Consider the following 16,243-nt stretch of genomic DNA (forward strand, 5'->3'; position numbering starts at 1 on the left):
GATCAGGCCGCGCAGCCCCGCCCTTCAAAGTCAGTCATGAATCAACTCCAACTCTTTTTACCGTGCGCCGCAGGCGTCGAAACCCTGCTGGCCACCGAGGTCAAGCGTGTCACTGGTATTGACGGCAAAGCCTGGCGTGCCGGCGTGCAGCTTCAGGCTTCCTGGCGCGACGCGTTGCAGCTCAACCTGCACAGCCGGCTGGCGCAGCGCGTGCTGATCGAGCTGCAGCACAACCAGTACCGCAGTGAGCAAGACCTCTACAACGCTGCTGCCAACGTGGCCTGGGAAATCTGGTTCACGCCCAAGCAGACCTTCAAGGTCGAGATCACCGCCCAGCACAGCCCGCTGCAAAGCCTGAACTTCGCGGCGCTGAAGATCAAGGACGCGATTGCCGACCGTTTTCGCGCCAAGTTCGATGACGTGCGGCCCAGCGTCGACACGCGCTGGCCCGACGTGCGCATCTACGTGCACCTGACGACCGACACCGTCACGGTTTATATCGACACCTCGGGCGAGCCGCTCTTCAAGCGCGGCTGGCGTGAAGACAAGGGTGATGCGCCGCTGAAAGAAACCCTGGCCGCGGCCATGATTGCCGCCAGCGGCTGGGACCAGCTCTGTAAAGAAGGCGTGCCGCTTTATGACCCCTGCTGCGGCTCCGGCACCATTGCGATTGAAGCGGCGCAGATCGCCTGCAATATCGCGCCCGGCATCAATCGCCGCTTTGCCTTCCAGAAGTACTTGCCTTTCCAGGGCCATGTGTGGGACGGTCTGCTCGACCAGGCCGAGGCCGCCATCACCGAACCCACGGCCAAGGTGTTCGGCAGCGACGTGTCTTTCCGCATGGTCGACTTTGCCGAACGCAATGCCGAGCGCGCGGGCGTGGCCAATGCGGTGGAATTTCGCGGCGGCGATGCCTTGCAGCGCATGCCGCCTGCGCCTTCGGGCGTGATGCTGGTGAACCCGCCTTACGGCGAACGGATCGATGTGGCAGGTGTGGCCGGCATCACCGGCCTGCAGGGGCGCGACCAGCGCCGCCAGCAAGGACATGCCGAAGGACGTGGCCGGCAAGACCACCGCAACCAGCCCATCGATGAATTTGGCCAGCCGCTGAACCGGGACAGCGGTGATCAGGGCGACACGCGTGAAGAACCCGCCTTCGAGACATCGCGCGACCGCTCGGCCAACCCCGGCCGCGAGCAGGCGCAAAACGCCTGGGGCGAAGAAGCGACCGATTTTTTCCCGCAACTGGCCGCGCACTGGAAGAAAAACTACGCCGGCTGGACGGCCCATGTGCTCACGCCCGACCTCAAACTGCCGGGCAAGATGCGCCTGAAAGAATCGCGGCGCGTGCCGATGTGGAACGGCCCCATCGAATGCCGCCTGTTCCGCTTTGACATGGTGGCGGGCTCCGCGCGCGGCAAGCCCGGCGCAGCCACCCCCACCCCACCGAACGAGCCGGCGGCGTGACGGCCTCAGTGCGCCAGCCTGTCGTGCTGGACACCAACATCGTCCTCGACGTGTTTGTCTTCAATGACGTGGCAGCGCAGCCACTGAAAAATGCGCTGGAGGCCGGCGAGCTCGACTGGCTGGCCACGCAGGCCATGCGCGACGAACTTGAGCGCGTGCTGGCCTATCCGCAAATCATTCCCCGCCTGGCGTTTTACGGATTAAGCGCCGGTGACGTGCTCGCCGCCTTTGACCGGCATGCTCGCCTGACAGAGGTGGCCGCCAAGGCAGGTGTCACCTGCAGCGATGCCGACGACCAGAAGTTCATCGACCTGGCGGTGGCCGGCAAGGCCTTGCTGCTCAGCAAGGACCAGCACGTGCTTTCAATGAAAAAAAGGCTCCTGGCCCAGGGTGTACGAGCGCAACCAGCTATTTAATTGATAGCAAACCGTTCATGGCCCCGGAACGCCGTGAGAGGCGTTTAACCCGCAGCGCGCTCTGCGGAGGCGCCGGAGGGAACTGCCCCCGATACCGCCGAGGCATCACCCGTCACCGGCACACGGATGCCATTGGCCTGCGCAGGCATGTGCCCCCCGGGCCCTACGCCGTTGGCGCGAAAACTGTGCGCGCTGGCCAGCGGCCAGTAGTAGCTGAACACCGTGTTCTGTTTTTCCAGCGAGCCCAGCAGCGCGCCGGGCTCGACCTGCATGATGAGGTTGCTCAGCAGCCGCACTTCGGTGTCCGTCAGGCGCCGCACGATGTGGTGGGCGTTGACTTCGCGCGGGTGGCACAGGCCCGCGGCTTGCACCAGCTCCTGCAGCGCATGCAGCGTGCTGCGGTGAAAGTTGCGCACGCGCTCGGCCTTGTCGGGCACCACCAGTGCCTGCTGGCGAACCGGGTCTTGTGTGGTGACGCCCGTCGGGCATTTACCGGTGTGGCAGCTTTGCGCCTGGATGCAGCCCAGCGCCATCATGAAACCGCGCCCGGCATTGCACCAGTCGGCGCCCAGCGCCATCAGCCGCACCATGTCAAACGCGCTCACCACCTTGCCGGCGGCACCGATGGAAACGCGGCTGCGCAGGTTCACGCCGATCAGCGTGTTGTGCACCAGCAGCAGGCCCTCCTGCAGCGGTGCGCCCACGTGGTCGGTGAACTCGACGGGCGCAGCGCCCGTGCCGCCCTCGGCGCCGTCCACCACGATGAAGTCCGGCGTGATGCCGGTCTCCAGCATGGCTTTCACAATCGCAAACCACTCCCAGGGGTGGCCGATGCAGAACTTGAAGCCGGTCGGCTTGCCGCCCGACAGCTTTCGCAGTTTGGCGATGAAATGCATCATCTCGACCGGCGTGGAAAACGCACTGTGGCTGGAGGGCGAAATGCAGTCCTTGCCCTGCGGTACACCGCGCGCCGCCGAGATTTCCTCCGTCACCTTGGGGCCGGGCAGGATGCCGCCGTGGCCGGGCTTGGCGCCCTGGCTCATCTTGAGCTCGATCAGCTTGACCTGCGGGTCGCATGCGTTGGCGGCGAAACGTTCCTCGCTGAACGTGCCGTCCTCGTTGCGGCAACCAAAGTAACCTGAGCCGATTTCCCAGATCAGGTCACCGCCATGCAGCCGGTGGTGCTGCGAGATCGAGCCCTCGCCCGTGTCGTGCGCGAAGCCGCCGAGTTTGGCGCCCTTGTTCAGCGCCATGATGGCATTGGCCGAAAGCGATCCGAAGCTCAGCGCCGAGATGTTGAACACGCTGGCGTGGTAAGGCTGTGTGCAGGGCTCCACCGAGGGCGACGGATGATCGGGCGTGCCGCCTATCCAGACGCGAAAATCGTGGGTTGGCAGTTTGGTCGGCGACATCGAATGGTTGACCCACTCATACCCCTGCGCGCCGACGTCAAGCTGCGTGCCGAAAGGCCGGTTGTCGGGTTCGCCCTTGGCGCGCTGGTACACCAGCGAGCGTTGGGCGCGTGAAAACGGCGTGGCCTCGCTGTCGCTTTCGATGAAGTACTGGCGCATTTCGGGCCGGATGTACTCAAACAGGAAACGCAGGTGGCCGATGACCGGGTAGTTGCGCAGCACGGCATGGCGCGTTTGCCGCAAGTCGCGCACACCGACACACACCAGCACCACACCGGCCACCAGGGACACCAGAGCCAGCTTCCCGACGCCAAAAATCATCAGGCCGAGCAGCCCCAGCAGCGCAGCAAGCCCGCACAGTGCCATAAAGGTGTAACGGACGGGGAACCAGGCATCAAGGCGCTGAAGAAACATGACAGGGCTTCCGTGGGAGGGGATCACAAAAGGGCACAAAACACAGGCATGCCGCCGCGATGCGCCAGATACACTTTGCATCATAAGAGCCTCACGTGACGCTCAGAACTGTTTTTTCATGAAGCCCACCCCCAAATCCGTCATCCCCTCAAAGCCCTCGCCGGAGCCGGTTTTCCTGGAAGTCGAGGCATTCGACGAGCTCGATGCCATCCTCGACGACCTGCGCACCCGTTACGACGAAACACCGCAGTGGGAATTCTGCGAAGGCTTCATGGCCGCCGTGATCTGCTCGCGCCGGCCCATCGAGGCAGCCGAATACCTGCCCGTGCTGCTCGCCGTGCCCGCTGAGGGCGAGGCACCGGATCCGGAAGGCGGTTCGTTCGCCAGCGAGGCGCAGCGTGAGCGCTTCCTCATGCTCTGGAGCCAGCGCTGGCAGGAAGTCGAAACGGCGCTGGACGCCGAAGTGGACTCGCTCGAAGACGACAGCTGCTACCACCCCGAGGTCATGGACATACGCGGCGCCGTGGCCGACATGCCGCCCGACGAACGTGCCGCTTTCAAGGGCGAAGACCTGCCCGCATTCGCGCAGGTCTGGGCGCTGGGCTTCATGTTTGCGGTGGAAAGCTGGCCCGACGAGTGGATGGCGCCGCGTGACAAAGACGCCGCCAGGTGGCTCGATGGTGCCCTGCAGGCCGTGGTCGCCATGACCGAAGACGACAGCGCCCCGCCCGAGGTGTCCCCCCTCAGCGAAGACGGCACGCCCAGCACCAGCATTGCCAGGCTCAATGCGTTTGGCGAGGCCATCTGGGCAGTGTATGACTTGCGTGAGCTGTGGAAGACCATGGGACCCAAGGTCGAGACGGTGCGGGTGGAGGCCACGCCCGGGCGCAACGACCTGTGTTATTGCGGTAGCGGGAAGAAATACAAGAAATGTCACGGAGCGGGGTAAAGACCGTGATTTGAGGGCGGGTGTCCTCTGCCGGGTCCGGACGCACTGAATGATCGCTATCGATTTCATAGCTTGTCGCGCCCGATTTAATTGGCCTCTAGCCACTTCCACCTCTCAAAAAGTACCGCGCCACCCTGGAAGGCGGCTTCTGGACACATTTTTGGGGCAACGGTGTTGGCGTACATGGGCGGCGGCCAGGCGGGCCGCCGCCGGACCGCCGGTTTTCATGAAATCGGCAATCGCGGAAAACCCGGGTCTTGACGCGCGCGGTCGGCGGCGCAGAATGCATCAGTCGCCCTGGACCGTGAACAGGTTCCTGACTTGTATGTACAAGTTACCGGCGGCAACCACCAGCGGTATGGGCACGATTCCTGCTCACCCCTGAGACCCCCCGGGCGTGGCCGCCACAAGCGGTCAGGCGCAATGTTTGTTTGACTGTCCAACCGAAGGAAATCATCTTGAACCACATGCTTCCCCACCTCAGCCGCCGCGTTCTTTGCGCCACTGCCGCAGCCGCCATGCTGGCCTGCAGCGCCGGCGCCGTGCTGGCCGCCACGCCCAAGGACACCCTGGTGCTGGCCTTCGGTTTCGATGACATCATCACCATGGACCCGGCCGAGGCCTTTGAGCTGTCCGCCGGCGAGATCATGGGCAACACCTACGACCGCCTGCTGCGCCTGGATGTGAACGACCCGTCCAAACTGGTGGGCGACGTGGCCAAATCCTGGACCGTCTCTGCCGACGGCAAGACCTATACCTTCGAGCTCAAGCCCGGGATCAAGTTCGCCTCGGGCAATCCACTCACGGCCGAAGAAGTGGCGTATTCGCTGCAGCGCGCCGTGATGCTGGACAAATCCCCGGCCTTCATCCTGACCCAGTTCGGTTTCTCCAAGACCAACGTCAAGGACAAGATCAAGGCCACCAGCCCGACCGTGGTGACCCTGGAAACCGACAAGGCCTATGCCCCCACCTTTGTCTTCAACTGCCTGACGGCCAACGTGGCCGGCATTGTCGACATGAAGCTGGTGCAATCGAAAGAGGTCAACGGTGACTGGGGTTACGCCTGGCTAAAAACCAATTACGCCGGCTCCGGCCCGCTCAAGCTGCGCGAATGGCGTGCCAATGAAATCGTGGCGCTGGAACGCAACGACAACTACTACGGCGCCAAGCCCAAGCTGGCCCGCGTGATCTACCGCCACGTCAAGGAATCGGCCACGCAGCGCCTGCTGCTCGAAAAAGGCGACATCGACATCGCCCGCAACCTGAGCCCGCAGGACATCGCCGCGCTCTCGGCCAACAAGGACGTGAAGATGACCTCCACGCCCAAAGGCACGGTCTACTACATCAGCCTGAACCAGAAGAACGCCAACCTGGCCAAGCCCGAGGTGCGCGAGGCCCTGAAATACCTGGTCGACTACGATGCCATCGGCGACACACTGGTCAAGAACATCGGCGTGATCAACCAGAACTTCTTGCCGCAGGGCCTGCTGGGCGCCAGCACCGTCAAGCCGTACAAGCTCGACGTGACCAAGGCCAAGGCACTCCTGGCCAAGGCGGGCCTTGCCAACGGCTTCAAGGTCACCATCGACATGCGCACCATCCAGCCGGTGCAGGGCATCACCGAGGCCTTCCAGCAGACGGCCAAGCAGGCCGGCGTCGACATCGAGATCATTCCCGGCGACGGCAAGCAGACACTGACCAAGTACCGCGCCCGCACCCACGACATGTACATCGGCCAGTGGGGCGCCGACTACTGGGACCCGCATTCGAACGCCGACACCTTCACGCGCAACCCTGACAACGCCGACGATGCCAAGGCCAAGCCGCTGGCCTGGCGCAATGCCTGGGCGATTCCCGAGTTGACCAAGCAGTCGGACGCGGCGGTGCTGGAGCGCGACGCCGGCAAGCGCAAGAAGATGTACGAGGACCTGCAGGCCGAGTTCCGCAAAACCAGCCCCTTCATCATGCTGTACCAGCAGACTGAGGTGGCGGCTTTCCGGAGCAACGTGGACGGCCTGAAGCTGGGCCCCACCTTCGACAGCAACTACATGTTCAACGCCTCCAAGCGCTGATAGCCCACCAACTTTGGCCATTCCCGACCCCACAGCCGCCGGTGTGGCGCCGCTCAGTGCGGTAGCCACGCGCACGGCGGGCCAGCGCTTCACGCCGCACGCCAGGAGCTTCGGCAACTTCCTGGTGGTGATTCTGCTCACCTACCTGGGCCTGCTCGCGGTCACGTTTTTCATCGGCCGCGTGATCCCCATTGACCCGGTGCTGGCCATCGTGGGTGATCGCGCGCCGGCGCATGTGATCGAGCGGGTGCGCCAGGAGCTGGGGCTGGACAAGCCGCTGTATGAGCAGTTCTACATCTACATCGGCAAGGTGCTCAAGGGCGACTTCGGCGTCTCGGTGCTGACGGCCAACCCGGTGATGACGGACATCAAGCGCGCCTTTCCGGCCACGCTGGAGCTGGCCAGCCTGGGCATCCTGATAGGCGCAGGCCTGGGCGTGCCGCTGGGGGTATGGGCCGCAGTGCGGCGCGGCAAGCTGGTGGACCAGGTGGTGCGCGTGATCGGCCTGGTGGGCTATTCGGTGCCCATCTTCTGGCTGGGGCTGATGGCGCTGGTGGTTTTTTACGCGCGGCTGGGCTGGGTCTCGGGGCCGGGCCGGATCGACGTGAGTTATGAATACACACTCAAGCCCATCACCGGGCTGTTGCTGCTCGACACGGCCATGACCGGCGAGTGGGAGGCTTTTCGCAATGTGTTTTCGCACCTGATATTGCCGGCTTCGCTGCTCGGCTATTTCGCGCTGGCCTATATCAGCCGCATGACGCGTTCCTTCATGCTCAATGAACTCGCGCAGGAATACGTGATTGCCGCGCGCGCCAAGGGCCTGTCGGAGTCGCGCATCATCTGGCGCCACGCGCTGCGCAATGCCATGGTGCCGCTGGTCACGGTGATCGCGCTGTCGTACGCTGGCCTGCTCGAGGGCTCGGTGCTGACGGAAACCGTCTTTGCCTGGCCGGGGCTGGGTCTCTACATCACCAACTCGCTGCAGAACGCCGACATGAATGCGGTGCTGGGCGGCACGATTGTGGTGGGCTCGATTTTTGTCGGCTTGAATTTATTGTCAGATGTCTTGTACAAGCTGCTCGACCCGAGGACGCGTATCCGATGACTTCAAAGGTTGCATCTTTGCGCGACTGGCTGAGCACCGACCGCCCTGCCTCGCGCCGGCAGGCCTTCATGGGCCGCGTGTACCACGGCTGCCGCGATTCTTCGCGCAACCGGCTGGCGATGCTGGGCCTCTTCATCGTGCTGGGCCTGGTCCTCGTGGCGATTTTTGCCGACCTGCTCGCGCCTTACTCGGCCTACACCGGCGACCTGCGCACCACACGCCTGTTGCCGCCTTCTTGGGCGCACTGGTTCGGCACCGACGACCAGGGGCGCGACATCCTCTCTCGCATCATCATCGGCTCGCGCATCACGCTGATGGTGGTGATCCTGGTGGCGGTGCTGGCCGCGCCGCTGGGCCTCATCGTCGGCACCGTGGCGGGTTACGCCGGCGGCTGGGTCGATGCGGTGCTGATGCGCATCACCGACATCTTCCTGGCGTTCCCGCGCCTCATCCTGGCGCTGGCTTTTGTCGCCGCGTTGGGCCCCGGCATCCAGAACGCGGTGATCGCCATTGCCATTACCTCCTGGCCGCCCTATGCGCGCATGGCGCGGGCCGAGACGCTGACGATACGCCAGACCGACTACATCGCGGCCGTGCAATTGCTGGGTGCCTCGCCCTGGCGCATCGTGCTTGGGCACATCATGCCGCTGTGTGTGTCGTCGGTGATCGTGCGCGTCACGCTGGACATGGCCGGCATCATCCTGACCGCCGCCGGGCTGGGTTTTCTGGGCCTGGGCGCGCAGCCGCCCATGCCGGAGTGGGGCGCGATGATCGCCAACGGCCGCCTCTATGTGCTGGACCAGTGGTGGGTGGCCGCCGCGCCCGGCGCGGCGATTTTTGTCGTGAGCCTGGCCTTCAACCTGCTGGGCGACGGCCTGCGCGACGCGCTGGACCCGAAGGCCGCCAAATGACGGGCACCAACAGGCCCCTGCTGGTGGTCGACGACTTGCGCGTGAGCTTTCCGCGCCGTGACGGCGGCATGACCGAGGCGGTGCGCGGTGTGTCCTTTACGCTGGGCCGCGAGCGCCTGGGCATCGTGGGCGAGTCGGGTTCGGGAAAATCGCAAACAGGCCGCGCCATCATGGGGCTGACCGCACCGGAAGGTCGCATCAGCGCCAGGCGTCTTGAGTTCGCCGGCATGGACTTGCTCAACTGCCCGCCCGCCCAACGCCGCGAGCTGCGCGGCGGCCGCATCGCCATGGTGTTGCAGGATCCGAAGTTTTCGCTGAACCCGGTCATGACCATAGGCGCACAGATCGTGGAGACGCTGCAAGCCCATACCCGCGTTTCATCGGCGGAAGCCAAACAGCGGGCCCTCGCCGCGCTGGAGTCCGTGCGCATCGACGACCCGGCGCGCGTCTACAAGCTCTACCCGCATGAGGTGTCGGGCGGCATGGGCCAGCGCGCGATGATCGCGATGATGCTGATCGCCGACCCGGACCTGCTGATCGCCGACGAGCCGACCTCGGCGCTGGATGTGACGGTGCAGCTGCAGGTGCTGTCGATCCTCGACACGCTGGTGGCTGAGCGCGGCATGGGCTTGATTTTGGTCTCGCACGACCTGCGGCTGGTGTCGACCTTCTGCGACCGCATTCTGGTGATGTATGCCGGCAAAGTGGTGGAAGAGCTGGCCGCCGGCGGCCTGGCAAATGCGCAGCATCCCTACACACGCGGCCTGATGGCGTGCCTGCCGCAGCTGGGCGCGTCCACGCATCCGCTGGCGACGCTGGACAGGCAACCGGAGTGGGCGCTGTGAACCCGGTGGCTTCATCCGCATCGCTGGGTCTCGAAGTCAGCGGCCTGCGCGTGGTGTACGACAGCTTTGTCGCCGTCGCCGATACCTCCTTCATCGTGAGCCCCGGCGAAAGCTTCGGCATCGTCGGTGAATCGGGTTCCGGCAAATCCACCGTGCTGCGCGCCATCTGCGGGCTCGCGCCGCGCACGGCCGGCACCGTCAAGTTGCTGGGCCAGGACAGCGCACCCGGCAGCAAGGCCTTCAGGCGGCAGGTGCAGATGGTGTTCCAGGACCCGTACGGCTCGCTGCACCCGCGCCACACCGTAGACCGCATCCTGGCCGAGCCGCTGGCCATCCACGGCATCAGCGATGCGGAAGCGCGCATCGAACGCGCGCTGGAAGAAGTCGGCCTGGGCACGGGTTTTCGTTTTCGTTATCCACATCAGCTTTCCGGCGGGCAGCGCCAGCGCATCGCGATTGCGCGCGCCTTGATTCTCGAGCCGCAGATCCTGCTGCTGGACGAGCCCACTTCGGCACTGGACGCCTCGGTGCAGGCCGAGGTCCTGAACCTGCTCGAAGAGCTGCGGCGCAGGCGCGGCCTGACCTTCGTCATGGTGAGCCACGACCTGGCCGTCGTCACGCACCTGTGTGAACGGCTGATGGTGATGCAACGCGGCCAGACCGTGGAGATGCTGCCTGCGGCCGACCTGGCGGCACACAAGGTCACGAATGCCTATACGCTGCGCCTGATGGAAGCCTCCACCGGGTTCAAACGCCGCGCAGCGGCGGATGTGTCCGCCACGGCATAAATCGTTACCAGGCAGGTCTGGCGCGCCGCAGCGCCGCATGCTTTAATTTCTCTTCAACACCACACGCCACGCCATGATCCACTGGGAAGCCCACGCTTGCCTGCCACTGCACCCGGCAGCCGATTTTTCGCCGATGGACGCGTTGCGCGCCGCGGGCGTGAACTATGTGTCCGTCAATGTCGGCATGGACATGAACCCGGTGGCGCAAATCATGGCGGTCATTGCGGCCTTCCGCGCGAAGATCGCCGCGAACCCCGGGCGCTATCGGCTGGTGTCCAGCGTGGACGAGATCCGCGAGGCCGCGGCGGCGGGCCAGCTTGCCATCGGCTTTGACCTGGAAGGTGCGATGCCCCTGCAGGAGCGGCCCGAGATGGTGAACTTGTACCGCGACCTCGGCGTGCGGCAAATCCATTTCGCCTACAACCGCAACAACAGCGTGGCCGACGGCTGCCACGACGAAGCACGCGGCCTCACGCCGCTGGGTGTGCGCATGGTGCAGGCAGTGAACGAGGCGGGCCTCCTGATGGACTGCTCCCACACCGGCCGCCGCTGCAGTCTGGACATCATGGCTGCCTCGGCCAAACCGGTGATCTTCAGCCACGCCAACCCGCTTGCGCTGGTAGAGCACGGGCGCAACATCACCGACGAGCAGATACGCGCCTGCGCCGCAACCGGCGGGGTGGTGTGCGTCTCGGGCGTCTCTGCATTCCTGGGTACGCGCACTCCTACGGCCGACGATATGGCGCGGCATGTGGCCTATGTGGCGGGCCTGGTCGGCGCGCAACATGTGGGCATTGGCCTGGACATCAGCTTCCGGCAGGACGAGCTCAATGACAACCCTCCCGGCGACTACGACCCCACCTATTGGTGGCCCAGGTCAGCCGGCTACGACCGCGCCGTGCAGCGCATGACTTACACGCCGGTTGAAACCTGGCAACTGCTGCCCGAAGCGCTGCGCCAGGTGGGCCTGAGCGCAACCGAGATCGAAGGCGTGATGGGCGACAATATGATGCGTGTCGCCGGCATCGCCTGGCAGCACGCATGAGAACCTCATAAAACTACCCGCAAGCCCCATGTCCTCTATCACCCTCCGCTTCCTGGCCGAACCCAGCACCGTCAACTTCGGCGGCAAAGTGCACGGCGGCACCGTCATGAAATGGATTGACGAAGCCGGCTACGCCTGTGCCACCAGCTGGGCGAAACGTTATTGCGTCACCGTATCGGTGGGCAGCATACGTTTTCAGCGCCCCATCATGATCGGCGACCTGGTCGAAGTCGAAGCCCGCCTGGCCTATACCGGCACGACCAGCCTGAACATCTCGGTGGAAGTGCGCGCCGGCGACATGAAAGTCGGGCAGATGCAGGTCATCACCGAATGCCTGGTGGTGTTTGTTGCGGTAGACCTGGACGGCAAGGCCTTGCCCGCCCAGGAATGGCGGCCGGAGACCCCCGGCGACGTCGCGCTGGCCCAGCGCGTCAAGGCGCACCTGGATGCCGCACGCTCCATGCAGCTGGGCTGACTTCACGTCTTGCGCAGATGCAGCCCAATGCCCTGACGGGCCGCGACCTGGCGGCCGCCCTCACGGTGGTCGTACTCTGGGGCGTTAACTTCGTGGTGATGAAATTCGCGCTGCGCGATTTCACGCCTTTCCAGCTGGGCACGGCCCGCTACGTGTTTGCCGTGTTGCCGCTGGCGCTGCTGATCTGCCCGCCCAAAATCGCGTGGAAGTGGATCGTGTTTTACGGCCTCTTTCAGGGTGTGGGCCAGTTCGGCATCTTGTTTCTGGCGCTCAAGGTCGGCATGACCGCGGCGCTGGCCTCGGTGCTGCAGCAGACCCAGGTGTTCTGGACCGCGCTCTTCGGTTTTGTGCTGCTGCATGAGCGCGCCAGCCGGCCGCTGCAGGCGGGCCTGGTGCTCGCGGCCCTGGGCCTGGCCTGCTTTGCGCTCAATTACGTGGGCGCCAATGGCACCGGCGCCACCACACCGTTGGGCTTTGCGCTCACGCTGTGCGCGGCGGCCATGTGGGCCATGTCCAACATCGTGGCGCGACGTGTGCAGCAAACGTACAAGGATTATTCGCCGCTGGCATTTGTGGTGTGGAGCAGCCTGGTGGCGATACTGCCCTTTGCCGCCCTGTCCTGGGCCTTCGACCCCGAGGCCGTGCGCTGGCACTGGATGGAAGCGCGTGCATCCAGCTGGGCCGCCGTAGCCTATCTCGGCTGGGCGGCCACCATTTTGGGCTACAGCCTGTGGACCAACCTGCTCAAGCGCCACCCGGCCAACCGCGTCGCGCCTTTCAGCCTGGGTGTGCCGGTGGTGGGCCTGGCCACCGGCATGCTGGTGCTCGGCGAAGTCGTCACGCCCTGGCAATGGGCCGGCGTCGCGTTTGTAGTGGCCGCGCTGGCTTGTGTGATGCTGGGCGGGCTGGTGTTCAGGCCGCGTCCGCAACAGGCCTGACGCCTGAGAACCAGGCCGCCAGCAGCTCCAGCGTGTAGCGCACCTTGGCCGGCTGATCACCGCGCCGCGGCGTGACGGCGTAGACCGGAACATCCGACATGCGCCAGCCCGGCAGTATCGGCAGCAAGCGGCCTTCGGCCATCGCCTTGCGGTCGTCCTCGCTCACGCCCATGCTGATGCCCCAGCCGGCTATGGCCAGCGCATGCAGCGCCGTGACCTGCGAGGCCTGCACCCGGCCTTCCAGCCTCAGGGTTTCGCGTTCGCCGGACGGGCCCAGCAACTCCAGCATGTCCGCGCTGTTGCTGCTGTCGGGTTTGCTGGCCAGCCAGTCGTGGCGCAGCAAATCCTGCGGCATGGCGGGCCAGCCGCGTTCGGCCAGGTAGGCCGGCGAGGCGCAGAGCTGGCGCGTCATATCGCCCAGCTTGCGTGCCACCAGGCTGGAGTCGGCCAACTCCCCCACGCGCACCGCGATATCCACGCGTTCGCCGATCAGGTCCACCAGCTTGTCGTCAAGCAGCAAGCGCAGCGTGAGCCGGGGATAGCCGCGCAGCGGCGCCAGCGCCGCTGCCAGCAGGCCGCCAAAGCCGGCCGGCGCGGCCAGGCGCAGCTCGCCTTCGGGTTCGTCGCGCAGCCGCACCAGCGCCTGTTCCGCCGAGCGCGCAGCCGCCACCATGGCGGCGCAACCGGCGTGGTAGCGCTCGCCCGCTTCTGTCAGCGTCAGGCGCCGCGTGGACCGATGCAGCAGGGCCAGGCCGAGCGACTGCTCAAGCTGCCGCAAATGCTGGCTCACGGCCGAAGGCGTCATGCCCAGCTGCCGCGCCGCCGCGGTCAGAGATCCCTTGGCAACCACCTCGGCAAAAATGGCCATGCGCTTGAGTTGGTCCATGGATTTATCGCTCATTAGTTAGCTCTACTTCACAGTGTTAGTCAATTTTGCCGTCTATTCAGGCCGTTGTGAAGTAATGACACTAGAGGCTCTTTTCACCCACAGGAGTTTTTATGAACATCGCACTGATCGGCGCCACAGGTTTTATCGGCGCACCCATTCTTTCCGAACTGCTGAGCCGCGGCCACAAGGTCACTGTGCTGGCCCGCAACCCTGGCAAAGTCACCCCGCAAACCGGCCTGAGTGTGGTCGCTGCAGACGCACTGAATGCCGGCCAGGTCGCCAAGGCTGCGGCCGGCCACGACGCCGTCATCAGCGCCTACAACCCGGGCTGGAGCGAGCCGAAAATCCACGACCTGCACCTTGAGGCGAGCAAAGCCATCGTGAGCGGCGTCAAGCAGGCGGGCGTCAAACGCCTGCTCGTGGTGGGTGGCGCCGGCAGCCTGTATGTGGCGCCCGGCCTGCAGCTGGTGGACACGCCGGAGTTTCCCGCGCAATACAAGCAGGGCGCGCTCGCCGCACGCGAGGCGCTGAACCAGCTCAAGCTCGAAACCTCACTGGACTGGAGCTTTGTCTCGCCTCCCATTGGCCTGGCACCCGGTGAGCGCACCGGCAAGTACCGGCTGGGCGCGGACGACCTGCTGCCTGGCCAGGGTGACAAGCCGGCCGGTATCTCGGTGCCCGACCTGGCTGTGGCCATCGTGGACGAGATTGAAAACGCGCGGCATGTTCGGCGCCGGTTTACGGTTGCTAATTAATGGTCTTATTGGGCTCTGATTCAATGAGAGCGAGCGCAAGCAGCTCCTGAATTAATAGCAAACTCTTTTGGGGTTGCTGTTGATTTGACGGGCGCGCCCTTTGCTGAGTGTTGCTGGCCGGGGGTTGCCCGGCGGCAAGTAACTTTCTTTTGCGTCGCCAAAAGAAAGTCACCAAAGAAAAGGCGACCCTGCTGTCTGCGACCCCTGCGCTTCGCTCCGGGGCAACCTGCGGTGCTCGATTCAGGCGGGGTCTCGCTCGAACTCGCCTTCGGCTCAGACAATCGCGATCCCTGATCCGCCTGAACCTGCGCTCCTCGGCGCATACAGAAGGGGGTGGAGGCAGGAATACCCAACAGCCGAAGACAGAACCCGGGATACCAGAAGAAACAAGGACTCGCCGCGGCGAGTCCTTGTTGGTATTTGTCTTTGGTATTCGGTCCCCATCCCCGATGGGCCCTTGTGTATGCGCCGAGGAGCGCAGGGCCAGACGGATCAGGGCAAAAACTTGTTTGAGCGAAGCGAGTTGTTTTTGACCCCGGCTGGACCGAGCACCGCAGGTTGCCCGCAGCGCAGCGGAGGGACGCAGGAACCAGGGTCGCCTTTTCTTTGCTTACTTTCTTTTGGCGAAGCAAAAGAAAGTGAGTTGCATGCCGGGCAACCCCCGGCCAGCCGCCCTCAGCAAAAAGCGCAGGAACAAAAAAGACTACAGCTTCAGAGCCTCACCCCGAGCCGCCTCCAGCACATCCCGGGTCTTCACCGCCTCGCGCCGCGCAGCCTCCGCAAAATCATCCGCCGAAGAGGCATACAAAATCGCGCGCGACGAGTTCACGATGATGGGAGCGCCGGCTCGCCAACCCGCCTTCACGGTCGCCACCGCATCGCCACCCTGCGCCCCCACACCCGGAATCAGCAGCGGCAAGGTCGGCGCCACGGCACGCACACGCTCAATCTCCGCCGGGTACGTCGCGCCCACCACCAGGCCAAGCTGGCCATTGAGGTTCCACGGCCCTTGCGCCAGGCGCGCCACATGCTCGTAAAGCAGCGGCTGGCCTTCAATCGAGGCAAAGCGCTGGTTCTGCAGGTCGTCGCCGCCGGGGTTGGAGGTGCGGCACAGCAGGAAGGCGCCCTTGCCTTCGTACTTCAAATACGGTGCCACCGAGTCAAACCCCATGAAGGGCGACAACGTCACCGCGTCGGCACCGTAGCGCTCAAAGGCTTCCTTGGCATATTGCTCCGCCGTGCTGCCGATGTCGCCACGCTTGGCGTCCAGGATGATGGGCACTTGCGGCGCCACGCGGCGCATGTGTTCCATCAGGCGTTCAAGCTGGCCTTCGGCGCGGTGCGCGGCGAAATAGGCGATTTGCGGCTTGAAGGAAATCACCAGGTCGGCGGTGGCGTCGACAATCGCCGCGCAGAAATCGTAGATCTTGTTGGCGTCGCCCTTGAGCTTGCCAGGGAATTTGGTGGGTTCAGGGTCCAGGCCGACGCAGAGCATGGAGCGGTTCTGGCGTTCTGCGACGCCCAGCATGTCGAGAAAAGTCATGTCCCATTTTAAGCTCCACGATCTCCGCAGCTTGCGCCGCGCCCTTGGGGGGAGACCCCTTGTATGCCAAACGCACGACTGTCTCCAGGGGCTGCCTGTCTGGCGTTTTACACGATGCAACAAAAAACAAGCGCTAGCGTCATGAGGATTTCACAGTGAATTTTTACGATCACCGCATTGCAAGTGCTGGAGGTCGTTGTGAATTTGCGGATCAGT

At 64.5% G+C, this 16,243-nt stretch carries 15 protein-coding genes; 12 read left to right on the top strand and 3 right to left on the bottom strand.

The window, feature by feature from the left end:
• Positions 1-36: 36 nt before the first annotated feature.
• Both AC1D11_RS17700 and AC1D11_RS17705 read left to right on the top strand, forming a co-directional pair.
• Complete coding sequence (locus AC1D11_RS17700) at positions 37-1,467, top strand: THUMP domain-containing class I SAM-dependent RNA methyltransferase (RefSeq protein WP_477647192.1); 1,431 nt, start codon at positions 37-39, stop codon at positions 1,465-1,467.
• A complete protein-coding gene (locus AC1D11_RS17705) occupies positions 1,464-1,883 on the top strand; it encodes a putative toxin-antitoxin system toxin component, PIN family (RefSeq protein WP_477647193.1) in 420 nt (139 codons plus the stop codon). The genes AC1D11_RS17700 and AC1D11_RS17705 overlap by 4 nt, the downstream gene beginning before the upstream one ends.
• Before the next feature lie 44 nt (positions 1,884-1,927).
• Here AC1D11_RS17705 and AC1D11_RS17710 read toward each other — a convergent pair whose 3' ends face one another.
• A complete protein-coding gene (locus AC1D11_RS17710) occupies positions 1,928-3,709 on the bottom strand; it encodes an FMN-binding glutamate synthase family protein (RefSeq protein WP_477647194.1) in 1,782 nt (593 codons plus the stop codon).
• A gap of 118 nt (positions 3,710-3,827) precedes the next feature.
• Between AC1D11_RS17710 and AC1D11_RS17715 the strand changes: the two genes are divergently transcribed.
• The 9 genes from AC1D11_RS17715 (at position 3,828) to AC1D11_RS17755 (ending at position 12,840) form a co-directional block, all read left to right on the top strand.
• A complete protein-coding gene (locus tag AC1D11_RS17715) occupies positions 3,828-4,658 on the top strand; it encodes a YecA/YgfB family protein (RefSeq protein ID WP_477647195.1) in 831 nt (276 codons plus the stop codon).
• 467 nt (positions 4,659-5,125) lie between these two features.
• Entirely contained in the window at positions 5,126-6,730 is a 1,605-nt protein-coding gene (locus AC1D11_RS17720) for an ABC transporter substrate-binding protein (protein ID WP_477647232.1), read from the top strand.
• A 13-nt stretch (positions 6,731-6,743) separates the two neighbouring features.
• Positions 6,744-7,838, top strand: a complete 1,095-nt coding sequence (locus tag AC1D11_RS17725; RefSeq protein ID WP_457282384.1) for an ABC transporter permease — start codon at positions 6,744-6,746, stop codon at positions 7,836-7,838.
• The gene (nikC, locus tag AC1D11_RS17730) at positions 7,835-8,749 is read left to right on the top strand and encodes a nickel transporter permease (RefSeq protein WP_477647196.1); all 915 of its coding nucleotides are present in this window, start codon (positions 7,835-7,837) and stop codon (positions 8,747-8,749) included. The genes AC1D11_RS17725 and nikC overlap by 4 nt, the downstream gene beginning before the upstream one ends.
• Positions 8,746-9,594: an ABC transporter ATP-binding protein gene (locus AC1D11_RS17735; RefSeq protein WP_477647197.1), complete on the top strand. Its 849-nt coding sequence runs from the start codon at positions 8,746-8,748 to the stop codon at positions 9,592-9,594. Before nikC ends, AC1D11_RS17735 begins: the two co-directional genes overlap by 4 nt.
• Before the next feature lie 23 nt (positions 9,595-9,617).
• Positions 9,618-10,382 (top strand): ABC transporter ATP-binding protein, encoded by a 765-nt coding sequence (locus tag AC1D11_RS17740; RefSeq protein WP_477647233.1) that lies wholly within the window; start codon positions 9,618-9,620, stop codon positions 10,380-10,382.
• 73 nt (positions 10,383-10,455) lie between these two features.
• A complete protein-coding gene (locus AC1D11_RS17745; RefSeq protein ID WP_477647198.1) occupies positions 10,456-11,427 on the top strand; it encodes a dipeptidase in 972 nt (323 codons plus the stop codon).
• 28 nt (positions 11,428-11,455) lie between these two features.
• On the top strand, positions 11,456-11,902 hold the full coding sequence (locus AC1D11_RS17750) for an acyl-CoA thioesterase (protein WP_477647199.1): 447 nt from the start codon (positions 11,456-11,458) through the stop codon (positions 11,900-11,902).
• 17 nt (positions 11,903-11,919) lie between these two features.
• A complete protein-coding gene (locus tag AC1D11_RS17755) occupies positions 11,920-12,840 on the top strand; it encodes an EamA family transporter (protein ID WP_477647200.1) in 921 nt (306 codons plus the stop codon).
• On the opposite strand, the gene AC1D11_RS17760 is transcribed toward AC1D11_RS17755, so the two are convergent.
• Positions 12,815-13,741 carry a LysR family transcriptional regulator gene (locus AC1D11_RS17760; RefSeq protein WP_477647201.1) on the bottom strand — a complete coding sequence of 309 codons (927 nt, stop codon included), beginning with the start codon at positions 13,739-13,741 and terminating at the stop codon, positions 12,815-12,817. The two genes, AC1D11_RS17755 and AC1D11_RS17760, sit on opposite strands and share 26 nt — an antisense overlap.
• A 98-nt stretch (positions 13,742-13,839) precedes the next feature.
• Between AC1D11_RS17760 and AC1D11_RS17765 the strand changes: the two genes are divergently transcribed.
• Positions 13,840-14,484, top strand: coding sequence for an NAD(P)-dependent oxidoreductase (locus AC1D11_RS17765; protein ID WP_477647202.1), 645 nt, complete (start codon positions 13,840-13,842; stop codon positions 14,482-14,484).
• 703 nt (positions 14,485-15,187) lie between these two features.
• Here the strand turns inward: AC1D11_RS17765 and pyrF are convergent.
• On the bottom strand, positions 15,188-16,027 hold the full coding sequence (pyrF, locus tag AC1D11_RS17770; RefSeq protein ID WP_477647203.1) for an orotidine-5'-phosphate decarboxylase: 840 nt from the start codon (positions 16,025-16,027) through the stop codon (positions 15,188-15,190).
• Between the last annotated feature and the right edge of the window lie 216 nt (positions 16,028-16,243).

This window comes from Polaromonas sp. P1_E11 (genome assembly GCF_056405995.1).